Annotated in this window: 8 protein-coding genes; 3 read left to right on the forward strand and 5 right to left on the reverse strand. The window is 61.2% G+C overall.

What is annotated here, in order from left to right:
- Positions 1 to 106 precede the first annotated feature (106 nt).
- Positions 107 to 1,603 carry a CoA-acylating methylmalonate-semialdehyde dehydrogenase gene (locus AC1RT2_RS31745; protein WP_493108445.1) on the reverse strand — a complete coding sequence of 499 codons (1,497 nt, stop codon included), beginning with the start codon at positions 1,601 to 1,603 and terminating at the stop codon, positions 107 to 109.
- 104 nt (positions 1,604 to 1,707) lie between these two features.
- On the opposite strand from AC1RT2_RS31745, the gene AC1RT2_RS31750 reads away from it, so the two are divergent.
- The gene (locus AC1RT2_RS31750) at positions 1,708 to 2,589 is read left to right on the forward strand and encodes a LysR family transcriptional regulator (RefSeq protein WP_444800603.1); all 882 of its coding nucleotides are present in this window, start codon (positions 1,708 to 1,710) and stop codon (positions 2,587 to 2,589) included.
- Positions 2,590 to 2,592: 3 nt separating this feature from the next.
- Here the strand turns inward: AC1RT2_RS31750 and bcsN are convergent, their stop codons facing one another.
- The 4 genes from bcsN to bcsA are packed head-to-tail and all read right to left on the reverse strand — an operon-like array spanning position 2,593 to position 10,144.
- Positions 2,593 to 3,549 carry a cellulose biosynthesis protein BcsN gene (gene bcsN, locus AC1RT2_RS31755; RefSeq protein ID WP_493108447.1) on the reverse strand — a complete coding sequence of 319 codons (957 nt, stop codon included), beginning with the start codon at positions 3,547 to 3,549 and terminating at the stop codon, positions 2,593 to 2,595.
- A gap of 7 nt (positions 3,550 to 3,556) precedes the next feature.
- Positions 3,557 to 5,536, reverse strand: a complete 1,980-nt coding sequence (locus AC1RT2_RS31760; RefSeq protein ID WP_493108449.1) for a hypothetical protein — start codon at positions 5,534 to 5,536, stop codon at positions 3,557 to 3,559.
- Positions 5,533 to 7,890, reverse strand: coding sequence for a cellulose biosynthesis cyclic di-GMP-binding regulatory protein BcsB (locus AC1RT2_RS31765; RefSeq protein WP_493108450.1), 2,358 nt, complete (start codon positions 7,888 to 7,890; stop codon positions 5,533 to 5,535). Before AC1RT2_RS31765 ends, AC1RT2_RS31760 begins: the two co-directional genes overlap by 4 nt.
- A complete protein-coding gene (bcsA, locus tag AC1RT2_RS31770) occupies positions 7,883 to 10,144 on the reverse strand; it encodes a UDP-forming cellulose synthase catalytic subunit (protein ID WP_493108451.1) in 2,262 nt (753 codons plus the stop codon). The genes AC1RT2_RS31765 and bcsA overlap by 8 nt, the downstream gene beginning before the upstream one ends.
- Positions 10,145 to 10,476: 332 nt before the next feature.
- Here bcsA and AC1RT2_RS31775 point away from each other — a divergent pair, with 332 nt between their 5' ends.
- Positions 10,477 to 11,253, forward strand: a complete 777-nt coding sequence (locus AC1RT2_RS31775) for a CatB-related O-acetyltransferase (RefSeq protein ID WP_493108452.1) — start codon at positions 10,477 to 10,479, stop codon at positions 11,251 to 11,253.
- A 477-nt stretch (positions 11,254 to 11,730) separates the two neighbouring features.
- The gene (locus AC1RT2_RS31780) at positions 11,731 to 12,552 is read left to right on the forward strand and encodes an FkbM family methyltransferase (RefSeq protein WP_493108453.1); all 822 of its coding nucleotides are present in this window, start codon (positions 11,731 to 11,733) and stop codon (positions 12,550 to 12,552) included.
- The last annotated feature ends 266 nt before the right edge of the window (positions 12,553 to 12,818 follow it).

The raw sequence follows: 12,818 nt of genomic DNA on the forward strand, positions 1-12,818 counted from the left end.
GGGTAAACGGGCCGGGCTTCTCCCCTATTCTTCGCAGAGCACAAAAAAGGGGCAATGCAAAAAGGGCTCCTGGTGGGAGCCCTTTTCGATATTCAATCCAGAAGGATCACTTCATCGTCGGCATGACGAACTCGGCACCGTCCTTGATACCGGACGGCCAGCGGCTGGTGATCGTCTTGGTGCGGGTCCAGAACTTGATCGAGTCCGTGCCATGCTGGTTGAGGTCGCCGAAGGACGAGGACTTCCAGCCGCCGAAGGAGTGGTAGGCCAGCGGAACCGGGATCGGCACGTTGACGCCGACCATGCCGATGTTGATGCGGCTGGCGAAATCGCGGGCCGCATCGCCGTCACGGGTGTAGATCGCGACGCCGTTGCCGTATTCATGCTTCATCGGCAGGTCGAGGGCTTCTTCGTAGTTCTTGGCGCGAACGACGGACAGAACCGGGCCGAAGATTTCCGTCTTGTAGATTTCCATGTCCGGCGTAACGTTGTCGAACAGGCAGCCGCCGACGAAGTAGCCGTCTTCATAACCCTGGAGCTTGAAGCCGCGGCCGTCGACGACGAGATTAGCGCCTTCTTCCATGCCCTTGTCGATGAGGCTGAGGATGCGGGCCTGAGCTTCCTTGGTGACAACCGGGCCCATGTCGGCCTTGTCATCGGTATACGGACCGATGCGCAGGCTTTCGATCATCGGCGTCAGCTTTTCGATCAGGCGGTTGGCGGTTTCCTCGCCGACCGGAACGGCAACCGAGATCGCCATGCAGCGCTCGCCGGCCGAGCCGTAGCCGGCGCCCATCAGGGCGTTGGCGGCCTGGTCGAGATCGGCATCGGGCATGATGATCATGTGGTTCTTCGCGCCACCGAAGCACTGGGCGCGCTTGCCGTTGGCAGCAGCCGTGCCATAGACGTAGCGGGCGATCGGCGTGGAGCCGACGAAGGAGACGGCAGCGATATCCGGATGCGCCAGGATACCGTCGACTGCACCCTTGTCGCCGTTGACGACGTTGAGGATACCGGCAGGCAGGCCTGCTTCGATCATCAGTTCGGCAAGACGGATCGGCAGGGACGGGTCGCGCTCGGAGGGCTTCAGGATGAAGGCGTTGCCGCAGGCAATGGCCGGTGCAAACATCCACATCGGGATCATGCCCGGGAAGTTGAACGGCGTGATACCCGCGCCGATGCCGACCGGCTGGCGGATCGAATACATGTCGATGTTCGGGCCGGCGCCTTCGGTGAACTCGCTCTTCATGAGATGCGGGATGCCGATGACGAATTCGCAGACTTCGAGGCCGCGGATGACGTCACCCTTGGAGTCTTCGACCGTCTTGCCATGCTCGCGGGACACCAGTACGGCCAGTTCGTCCATGTTCTGGTTCAGAAGCTCGACGAACTTCATGAAGACGCGTGCGCGGCGCTGCGGGTTGGTGGCGGCCCACTTCGGCTGCGCGGAAAGCGCGCTGTCGATCGCGGCCTGCAGGTCGGCGTCGTTGGCAAGTGCGACCGTCGCCTGAACTTCGCCCGTCGCCGGGTTGAAGACGTTCGCGGTGCGGCCGCTGATGCCAGCGACCTTCTTGCCGTGGATGAAATGGCCGATCTCGTACATGGGGAGTCCTCCGTTGTTATGAGAGGATCATCGCACTTCAATTTGCACAACTCAATCACCTCGGATAAGGAACCGTTGTGCAAAAATTAAAGTCGGAGGCGGAAATGAACTGGGATGACGCACGCATGTTCCTGGCCGTTGCCCGCACCGGCCAGATCCTCGCCGCCTCCCGCCGCCTCGGTGTCAACCACGCGACGCTGAGCCGTCGCGTAAGCGCTTTGGAAGAAGCCTTGAAGACGCGGCTTCTCATCCGTCGCACCAATGGCTGCGACCTCACGGCCGAGGGCGAGGTGTTTCTGCGCGCCGCCGAGCGCATGGAGACGGAGATGCTGGCGGCCCAGGCGAGCATCGGCCGCATCGACACGGCCGTCGCCGGCACCGTGCGCGTCGGCGCACCGGACGGTTTTGGCGTGTCCTTTCTTGCTCCCCGCCTCGGGCGGCTGACGGCGCGGCATCCGGAGCTGAAAATCCAGCTCGTGCCGGTGCCGCGGTCCTTCTCGCTGTCGCAGCGCGAGGCGGATATTGCTATCACCTTGGAACGGCCGGAACAGGGCCGCCTCGTCTCATCCAAGCTGACCGACTACACGCTCGGCCTCTACGCTTCGCGCGATTATCTCAAGGAAAACGGCACGCCAGAAAGCGTCGAGGACCTCAAGGGCCACCGACGCGTCGGCTATGTGGAAGATCTGATCTTCACCGCCTCGCTCAATTTCACCGGCGAAATCATGCGCAGCTGGGATGCCGGTTTCGAAATCTCAAGCGCCACGGGCCAGACGGAGGCCGTGCGCTCCGGCGCCGGCATCGGCATCCTGCATGACTACATCGCCCGGCAATATGGCGAACTGGTGCGGCTTCTGCCGGCCACTTCGATCCGCCGCGCCTACTGGACGACCTGGCATGAAAGCGCCCGCGACCTCGCCCGCGTGCGCACCGTGGCGGAATTCGTGCAGGAAATCGTGCGGCAGGAGCACGACATCTTTCTTTGAGCCTCAGTCGGCTTCGGTCAGCGACGCCGTTTCGGGCATCGGCACCAGCGCGCTTTTCACGCGTATCCCCGCCTTGTCTCCGGACGTTTCCGCCGGCTTTTCGGTCACCGCGACCTTCACCTTCTCCTCGACAGTCTCACCCGGTAGCGGGACACGCACGGCATTGCGGATGACGGCCGGTTCCTCCCTGCGCTTTTCCTCCACGGCGCGACGCTTGGGCGTGCGGCGCGGCTCCACCTCGACGCTGTCGTCAACGATCACGATCGGCTCGGCACGCGCCAGCACCGGCTGGCTTCGCATGGAGCCGCTACCGCCGGCATAGCTCAGCATGTCGAACGTTTCGCGCGTCACCGGTTTCAGCCGCATGCCATCCATCAGCATGGCGAGGCGCTCCTGCGGCAGGGTCGGATGGCAGAAGCGCAGACGCACCTGCGCAGAATAGTTGCCGGCGCCGAGCCGGCCCATGGCACTCCCGTGCACTGGCGAGACACGCTTGGCGAACTGCCAGGCGTAGACACAGCTTCCAGCCTTGCCGAGCGGGCCGGTGGCATAACCATAGACGCCGTGCAGGTTCTGCCCGGGCGCCGCATTGATCGCCATCGCGACGCCCGGCAGCGCCTGCCGCATCTCGGCAAGAATTGCGCTGCGTGTCGGCGCCCGCAGGAAGACCATGCCCTCCGAGGGCGTACCGACGCGGACGGTCAGCAGGTTTTCGCCGGCGGATGCCGTGGCGTTGGTGTAGACGATCTTCTGCTCGAAGAAATCGGCGCGCGACGTCTGGCGCACGCTTTCGATGCGGCCCGCGATCGACGGCAGATAGGCCGCCGCAAAGTCCGGGGAAACCTCCGTGGAGAGCGGCGGTGCATCCGGCCGGATGGCACCGGTTTCGAGGAACGGGTCGGGCACCGCGGTGCAGCCGGCAATGAAAAACGGGATTGTGGCGACAAGCAGCCAGCGCATGGGGATCCTATCGGGTCGAAACGGCAGAGGAGACGGCAAGACCGCGCGCGGCCGCGGGATCGTAGAGATGCATGTTCAGCCGGGTGAAAACGGCCTGTGCCTGGCTGCGGTTGCCGAGATGGTAGTAGGCCCAGCCGCGCAACTGGCTGAGATCGGCCGGCTCGGCGACGAGGCTGGCGCGCGCGTTCAGGGCATCGAGCACACGCTGGTATTGCTTGTGATCGAAGGCCGAGCGCGCCCGCTGCCAGTAGATTTCGGCACGCACTTCCCGCTCGCGCTTTTCCGAAAGCGGATACATCGCGATCATCGCCTCCGCATCGTCCGTCAGGCGGCCGCGGAGCAGAGTGAGGGCTGCACCGTAGGCGGCATCCTGCTGGGTGCGGCTGTTGCCGAGCGCGGCCTCGAAGGCATTGCGGGCGTCCCCGATGCGGTTCAGCTCGAGATGGCACCAGCCCTTGATGAGCATGGCGTCGGCCGAGACAGCCCCGCGTGCTTCCAGGTTGGCGATATCCTTGATGCAGGCGCTGAAGCGCTTCGCCTTGAAATGCGCGAAATAGCCGTTGCCGCTGCCAGCGCTGCCTTTTGCCGATGTCGACACGGCAACCGGCGTCTCGACGGCCACGCTACGACGGCCCTTCGGCGGCGTCGCGATTTTGATCTCCGCCCAGATATCCGGATAGATGTCGCGATACTCCGCCTCCAGCGCCGCATAGTCCGTCTTCTCGCCAAGACGCATGAGGCTGAGCGCGAGGCCCTTGACGCGGACCGGCGCGCTTTCCCAATCCAGCGACTTCAGGAACCAGGCCTTCGATGCCTCGTACTGCCGTGAATTGTAGGCGTACCAGGCGAGGATTTCCGCGTGGTCGGCATTCGATGTCGCAAGGATGGCATTGCTGTAGGCCGTCACGGTTTTCACGTCCGCATCCGGCTGGTCGGGCTTGGAGAAGCGCAGCGACAGCGCGTTCATCAGGAATTCGGGATCGTCGGCAAACTCCGAGATATAGTCCTCCGCGATCGCATAGGCCTCGTCCTGCTTGTTCTGGGCGGCCAGCGAGAGATAGAGGCCCTTGGCATTCTCTTCGTCGCGACGATTTGCAAGTGCTGCCTTGAACCAGCGCTCGGAGTTCTGCGGGGCCTTCAGCTTCAGGTCGTACCAGCCGAGCAGCGACAGGTCTTCGAGGCGCTCGCCCTTGTTCGCCACCGCGCGCAGCTTGCCGACCTCGCCTTCGGCGACCGGCGTCTGGCGCTTTTCATCTGCATTGAAGTCCGCGACGTCCTTGCGCGTCAGGTCGAGTTCGACCGGCTGGAGACCCGCTTGCAGCATCGGCGACACGGCCAGCACGCCCATCGCCTTGCGCACGTCCTCGGAGGAAAAATCCCGTGTGGATTTTTGCAATGTGGTCAGGATCTGCTGGTCCGGCAGGCGTTTGTCGCCCTCCCGGAAGAGCAGGCCACGATAGACCTTGGTAAGTGCATCCTTCGCGCCTGTCTCGGCATAGGCATCAAGCAGCATCCAGACGAGATCGATTTCCTGCTCGCTCGCCGGATCAAGTGCCTTGGCGGCCTCGATGACGCCCATCCAATCCTTGCGGGCGGTAGCGGCCATCATCTCGACGCGTTGCTTGCGGCGGGCGAGCTTGCCGGAAAAATCCTCGCTCGGCAGCCATTCGGGATTTTCCGAACGGCGGCGGCCGATCTCCGCCTCGATGCCGATGAAGTCATTCTTCTCGTAGAGCGTCCAGAGTGCGCTTTCGTCCATCTGCCGTGCTGCTGGCGAATAGACATCGGCAGGCACGACGAAATCCGGATATTTCTGGCGCAGCCGGTTCGTCTCTGCTTCGAGCCGGTCCTGCTGCTGCTGTTCGGCATAATAGTAGAGCGCCGCCAGTTCGACGTCGCCGGGACCGGCCTTGGTATCGGCGGCCAACACCAGCGGGGCAAGCGCCGTGGAGCCGGCAAGCAGGGTGGAAAGAAACAGCGTTCTCATTTATCGGACCTCACGCCCTTGCGCGGCACGACGAGCCCCAGCCAGACGGCGAAGGCGCCGAGGCTGGCGAGCACCAGCAGCACGTAAATCTGGAAATTATCGGAGAACCAGGCGGCCGCGATCCGGCGCAGATTGCCGGGGCTGCGGTCGGTCAGGCCGGCGACATAACGCTCCGCCGCCGGCAGGCTGACGAGCGACAGGCCCGCCGTCTCGATCGTTGCCGTGCCGCCCTCCAGGTCGCGCCAGACCGTGGGGTCGACGAGACGCTGCACACCGGCGTCGAGGTCGCGCGGAGAATTTGCCTTGATCACCGTCCAGGTCGCGTTGCCGCCGGGTGCGTGCATCTGCGACAGCGTCACCAGGAACCCCTCGCCGTGGGGCGCGACGCGGGGGCCTTCGTCCCCCTGATAGTTCAGCCAACGGCCAAAATTCGTCGACGCGACGGAAAGCCAGCGCTGCGTACGTGCACTGAAAGACAGGTCGTCCTCCTGCTGTGCGGTGGAATTGTGGAAGGCCTGGAGAAGGTCCGCCGTGTCGTCGCCCGTGCCGCGCGCGCCATCGGAAACCGAGGCGGTGACGACCGGATCTGGTCTGAGGAGGTCGGCGACGGAGGCATTGATATCCGCGGCACTCGGGAAGGCCGCCTTGTCGGCAGAACCGAGATCGGCAAAATCGTTCTGCGACGACACGACAAGCGCGTCCCGGCCCGTGCCTTCCGCAGGCGTGCCGATGGCGATCTTCGCATTCAGCGGCGCACGGGCGGACAGCGCAAGTCGCGAGAGCAAAGTGAGGCCCGCGCCGACGGATTGCTCGTCCGCCCGGTCAATGACGAGGTCGAACGGCTTTCCGCCGCCATAGGGATAGGCCTTGCCCGCAAGCGCCGCCAGATCCGGCAGGCGGCCGAGGCGGGCGAGCGCCGGCACCTCGATCGCGGTCGTATCGAGCAGGATGAAACGCGGCTTGCCGTCGTCGCGCTCTTCCGGTCGGCAACTCGCATCCGCCGCCATCGGCAGCTCTGCCAGAAGCTCGACGCGATTGACGCCCGGCCGGAAGGCGCGCAGCGGCAGCTCGATGCGCTTGCCGTCGAACTGCTCGCCCTCGCGGTTGCGGAAGGGGTAGCTTTTGACGACCTTGTCGTTGACACGCACGAGGAGCTGCGCGGTCTGCTCCAGCCCCGGCGAGGTTGCAGCGTGGAGGCGGAGGTCAAGCGTCGCATATTCGGCGGGATAGAAGTCCGCCGGCATTTCCACGGCAAAATCCGTGCGCGACAGGCGACCGGAGAAGACACGGGTCTCATAGCCCGCCTCCCTAAGCGTGCGCCGCTCGCCGGCATCGACGGACAGCACGCCCCTGCCCTTCTCGAAGATGCCGGTCTTCAGTCCATCGGCCATCGCCCCCTTCACGGCCGTAAGAACGGTCGCGTTGACGTCGCCGAGATTGGCCGCGCGCAGGATGACGGCTGCCCGGTCGGCGGATGCGCCGGTCTGCACGGAAAGTCCGCGTGCGGCCGGTGCGAAGCCAAGCTTGGCGAGCGTCGCGCCACCGTTCCGATCCATCGCCATGACGAGGTCGATGCCTGGACCCGCACCCGTCTTGTCGGCGACGGAGACCGTCACGTCGTCGCGATTGAGAAAGAGGATGAGAGATTGCAGCACCGGAGCGACCTCGTTCAGCGCTTCGGCACTCAGCACACCGGGAACGACGACGCGGATATCCGTGCGGTGTTCTGCATTACGCCGCACGGCGAGTAGGCTGTCGAAATCGGCGAAGGCCGACGACGCGCCCGATGCGAAGCCGCTCAGTGCCGGATCAAGCTTCGTCCAGAGCTCGTAAGTGGCATCCAGCGAGCAATCCACGCGATGATGCTGCCGGGCGCGGACGCGCACGACATTGCGGCCGGCCTTGAGAAACTCGGATGCGACGGCGATCTTTTCCGTCAGCGTCCGGTTCGGCGAGGCGATGGTAAAACCGCCGAGGTCGCGGCCGTTTATTTCCACATCCATCATCGCGGTATCCGGCAGTACGGAGACGGCATTGATGTAGGCAAGGTTCAGCGTGCCGCCGGCGGAGACCTGCGGGCCATCGAGCGCGAAGGTGAAGGTGGCAACGTCATCCTCGCCGGACAGCGTGAAGGCATCCGATGCCTGCTCGAAGGGCACGAACATGCCCGCCACGCCTTCAGTCGGCCCGATCTTTTTTGTGGCCACGGGTTGCGGCAGCAGGCCGCCGCTGAGCGTGTTGCCCTCAAGCAGCGGCTTGACGGCGTCTGCCACAAGCCCCTCCGCCCAGCCGCTGCCGGCCGAAGCGATGAGGAGAGCAAGCGTCAGCGTTGTAAAAAAAGTGGGCTTAGCCATAGGCTTGGGTTCCTGTGAGGACCGGCGGCAGCTCCGTGGCGCGGCCGGGGATCTGCGCATTGTTTTCCTTCACCACGATGGGGGCGTCGGCGAAGGATTTGACGGCGTTTTCGCGCATGAGGCCGGCCGAATAGCGGAGCGCGCGGAGCGTCTCGCGGATGCTCCAGAGAGCGAAGCGCGAAGTGCCCCAGAAGAAGCTGTGACGCACCTGACGGCGCACCAGCCGCTCCTGCAGGACCGCCTGATCCGAATACATGAGCTCGGCGATCGCCATGAAGGTTTCGGGCGTGCGTTCCTTGTAGGCAAAGCCGTAGACTGTGCCTTCGCCTGCACCGCGGCTGGAGCGGCAGATCACGTCGAAGGCGATGATCTGGCCGGCGCGGCGCAACTGGATTGTCGCTTCGAGCGGGCTATCGAGGTCGATCTCCGGCGCCTGCTCGACGAACTCAACCGAGATGCCGCCAGAGGACGCATCCTGGATGATGATGTTCTTGAGTTTGCCATCCACCTTCATCAGCGCGTGGCGCTTGACGGGAAGGCGCTGGTTGCGGCGCAGCTCCCGCCGCTCGGCCACGACACCAAGCGCGGCGCCGGCGAGGCCGAGATTGATGAGGTTCCAGCCGGCGACGATGGTCAGGAGTTCCGTGGCGACCGGCTCCGTCAGGAAGCGGTATCCGGAATAGAGGGCCGCCGCCAGCAGCACGAAGAAGATGATGAAATACGGCCGGGCGAGCGGCGACAGCATGCTGCGGTCCAGCGTCTGGCCCTTGGCCGTGACGTTGAAGGTGGGCTTTCGCGGGTTGCGGATGACGCTGACGATCGAGCCGAACAGCAGCACCGACTGGACATATTCATAGAGCTCCGAAACCCAGGGCCAGCGCACGCGACCGTAGAGGTAGCTCTGCATGGCGAAGGAGCCGATGAGGTAGGTCACCGCATAAGAGGCGAATTCGAGGATGTTCGCCTGGTAGATTTCCAGCGAGAAGAAAATGTAGAGCAGCGGCGAGAAGACGAAGGCGAGCCGCGACAGCGGAAACAGCCAGAACAGGTTGATGCCGGCATAGCAGACACGCTGGGCCAAGGTCAGGCCCTTGGCCAGGAACGGCCGATTGAGGATGAGGATCTGCAACATGCCCTGGCACCAGCGTGCACGCTGGCCGATGAAGGAGACGAAGGTCTCCGGCTGGAGGCCGGCGATCAGCGGCTTGTCGACATAGAGGCTGTGCCAACCCTTGGAATGCAGCGCCAAGGCCGTTTCGCAGTCCTCGGTGATCGACTGGCCGGAGAAGCCGTTGGCCGCCGAGAGTGCCGCTCGACGCAGCACCGCCGCCGAACCGCAGAAGAACGACGCGTTCCATTTGTCGAGCCCGCGCTGCAGGATCGAATAGAACATCTCGTTTTCCGACGGCATGCGCGCAAAGGTCTGGAGGTTCTTTTCCAGCGGATCCGGGTTCAGGAAATAGTGCGGCGTCTGGACGAGGAAGAGTTTTTTGTCCTTGGCGAAGAAGCCCACGGTCTCGCGCAGGAATTCGCGCACCGGCGCATGGTCGGCGTCAAAGACGACGACCAGTTCGCCGCTCGAGACCTTCAGGCCCTCGTTAAGATTGCCGGCCTTGGCGTGGTCGTTCTGCTTGCGGGCGTGATAGTGCACGCCGAGCGAGGCGCAAAGCGCCTTCAGCTGCTCGTGGCGACGAATCGCAGCAATCGAGATGCGCGGGTCCTTGTGGTTGCGCTTGGCCTCCGTGCCGCCGTCATCCAGCAGATAGACATTCAGCTTGTCCTTCGGATAGTGCAGCGACTTGGCGGCCGCGAGCGTGCCGGCCAGCAGTTCCGGCTCCTCGTTGTAGGACGGAATGAACACGTCGACCGTCGGCAGGTCCGCCGCATCGCCGAGTTCCGGCACCTTGCGCTTCAACGGATCGGCCAGCATGAAGAAGCTGATCGCCAGCATGGCGAGGCAGTACATCTCGGCGAGATACAGGATCAGGCCGGGGATGAAATTCAACGGTTCATGGATGCTCGGCAGCGTTTCCGTCGTGCGCCAGAACGCGTAGCGCATGGCGAGGATGCCGGCGAAGGTGAAGGTGACGAGCCGGAGGGTGGTGTTCTTCGGGCGCGTCATCGCCAGAAACATCACGCCGAGCACGGCGAAACTCAGAACAAGCTGGGCCTGGAGGCTGAGTGGCAGCCAGAGAAGGAACAGGCCGAACATGCCGGCGGGAATCGCCAGCCATTTGACGCACGTCATGTGCATTTGAAGAACCCCATTTGCATCGCGGCAGCGCGTCATGCGGACCGGTCCCACACAGGAACAGGTGAGACCCTAGGGATTCATTGGTCAACGGATTGCTAATGCAGTGCCAAATCGGGACTGCCACCGCTGGCGTGGTAAAGGAAGGGTTTACAACGCTTTAGGGATGGACCGGCGCCTGCGCCTTCGCGACGATGAGAATGCCGAAAAGTGAGTATGCCGCCTCGGGCAAAGCAATCGTAAGCACCTTTACTGGCTAGCTCCGACTTGCGGGCCGTGTTCACAGCCTTTAGATGAGGTGGCATGAACGATACGGCGCGGAAGAATCGACCAGCATGTCAGACTACATAGTAGCTTCCTTGGGCAGTCTTGCAGCAGCGAGAGAGTACGGTGTCATTTTTGGTGGCAAATGGGCGATGAAGAAGGGCAAGAAGTTAAGCTTCGAACCCCCTGTAAGATTTCACGATGTGGAGTGCTCCGGAGCGCTAAAAATCGGTGCGTATTCCTTTATGAGAAGCGCATACGTAGGGGGAAGTCCGGTCATAGGACGATACTGTAGCATAGGCGCAAACTTCAGCATCGGTGAACCAAATCATCCACTGGACTGGGTAAGTACAGCGTCATTTCAATATCAACGAAGTAAGTTCGGTTTTTATGAGCCCATGCGAGATTTCGTTACTGTAGAGAACCCGCTTCACCAGGACGACGAGGGTATGACCAAGGTTGGGAACGACGTTTGGATTGGCTCCAACGTGATGATCCTCCGAGGTGTGAAAGTGGGTGACGGCGCGGTCATCGCGGCTGGAGCCGTCGTCACCAAGGATGTCGCACCTTATACCATTGTCGGAGGGGTACCGGCAAAGATCATTAGGAATCGATTCGCTGACCCCGCGATTGCGGCAGAGTTGAAGCGCTTGAAATGGTGGCAGTTTATGGGGCCTGATTTGTCAGGTGTCCCATTCGACAAGCCGCTGCAAGCAGTGAAAGAAATACGGCGTCGCGAATCCACTGGAGAAATCCGAAGGCGCCCGCCCGTATTTCGAATACTGCGCTCCGCTGCCAATGGATTAGAAGTGCTCGTCTATCCCGAGCGGGAAGCCTGTAATTTATGATGCATATTCCAACATTCTCAGCCAGTAAAGCTTCACTTCGCTGTGGCGTCTCCCGCACGTAACCATCAAAGCGCTTCCTTGATTTGCCATTGCACCCGTGGATTTCCCGGTCTGTGCGATACGTTAATTAAGGTTTTCGATCGTATGGATCTCGCTTTCGATCCCTCGGTGCGCAACAATGGCGTTCACTTCGAACAAGCGTTATGTTTGATTCTGATCAAAGCTAGCTCGCCGATTCTAAGTCTCGAAGCTCCTCCCCTATTGGCCAAAATGGCACTTCCGTCGGTGCAGATGCCGATAAACGTATTGCGATACCCTTTGATGTTCGGATATGAAAAGCTCCGACGCGGCGAGCAAAGCTGATACCGAAAATGCTCCGATTGAGGAGTATTTTCTCCAAAAGATGCGTGACGCGGGGATCGGCGTAGTTTATCTAGCGGTGCCGCCGTGTGTACGGTTTAAATGAGTGGGGAAATAATGACTGACCAACCCGAAAACACACAGCTCTATGCCAAGGCTATGGTTCAGCTCTTGGAAAAAATTAGCAAGCAGCTCGAAGAGAATGAATTAAACCGTCAACGCGACAACCAAAAGATAAGCAAACAAAACGACGTTATCAGTGGACTTCAAAGAGCGTTGCTTATCCGACCAGATAATATTTTCTCTTTCCAACATGAAGATCACGAGATCAAGTTCTACTTCCCAAGTGCCTCATATGAAACCATGCAGATGAAAATCCTGCAAATGGCTAGTTTCTACGAAGGCCACCTCTTGTCGAAGATAAGGCCCTTATTAAAGGGCGCGGCGGTTTTGGATGTGGGGGCGAACATAGGGAACCACACGATTTACTTCTCGAAAATCGGTAAGGCCAAGTCCGTTAGATCATTTGAGCCTCAGCATCAGGTTTTCAAAATGCTTGATCGAAATATTCTGTTGAACGGCCTGAACAACGTCGTTGCAGAAAACCATGCAGTTGGCGCAAGGACAGGCTCCCTCGCGATAGAAGCCAGTAAGTCGAAAAATCTGGGAACGACCAGTTTTACTGATGGTGAAGGCTATCCAGTTAAATCGATCGATGAGATGGGATTACCCGTCGATTTTATTAAGATCGACGTAGAGGGTTTCCATGTCCCAGTGCTAAACGGAGCTGCCGATACCCTTGCGGAAAAATCGCCAAAAATCTGGATAGAGCTTAGAGCAGCGCTGGGAGAGTTTGAATCGGGTGATGCAATCTTGCGGCGGCACGGCTACAAGCACACGAACCTAGACGTTAATAATTATCTGTACGAGAAATCCTAGTCAGGCTTACGACTGCGGGACGCTGAGCGCCGTCGTGACGAACGCGTTAAGGCGCGTCTCTTCGGCGTTTAACAGTCAATTCCAGGCTTTTTGTAGTCACCAAGCTCAGCGCGCAAATGCGATTGAAAATTTGGGCTTCAATGTATCTTTTGCCAAGGGAGCTTTACGGCTGCGCAATAGCCATTGGCACGGTAATCCTCCCGTTTTTAACGGGGCTCTACGGTAGAATTCACGCAGCCCTCTTCAGTTTTTGTGCGGGTGTGATG

This window comes from Shinella sp. GW821-FHT11G07 (genome assembly GCF_058808115.1).

Bases quoted from the DNA above. Each gene is read 5' to 3' on its own strand.
- AC1RT2_RS31745 (WP_493108445.1), bottom strand. From the start codon at position 1,603: ATGTACGAGATCGGCCATTTCATCCACGGCAAGAAGGTCGCTGGCATC.
- AC1RT2_RS31750 (WP_444800603.1), top strand. From the start codon at position 1,708: ATGAACTGGGATGACGCACGCATGTTCCTGGCCGTTGCCCGCACCGGC.
- bcsN (WP_493108447.1), bottom strand. From the start codon at position 3,549: ATGCGCTGGCTGCTTGTCGCCACAATCCCGTTTTTCATTGCCGGCTGC.
- AC1RT2_RS31760 (WP_493108449.1), bottom strand. From the start codon at position 5,536: ATGAGAACGCTGTTTCTTTCCACCCTGCTTGCCGGCTCCACGGCGCTT.
- AC1RT2_RS31765 (WP_493108450.1), bottom strand. From the start codon at position 7,890: ATGGCTAAGCCCACTTTTTTTACAACGCTGACGCTTGCTCTCCTCATC.
- bcsA (WP_493108451.1), bottom strand. From the start codon at position 10,144: ATGCACATGACGTGCGTCAAATGGCTGGCGATTCCCGCCGGCATGTTC.
- AC1RT2_RS31775 (WP_493108452.1), top strand. From the start codon at position 10,477: ATGTCAGACTACATAGTAGCTTCCTTGGGCAGTCTTGCAGCAGCGAGA.
- AC1RT2_RS31780 (WP_493108453.1), top strand. From the start codon at position 11,731: ATGACTGACCAACCCGAAAACACACAGCTCTATGCCAAGGCTATGGTT.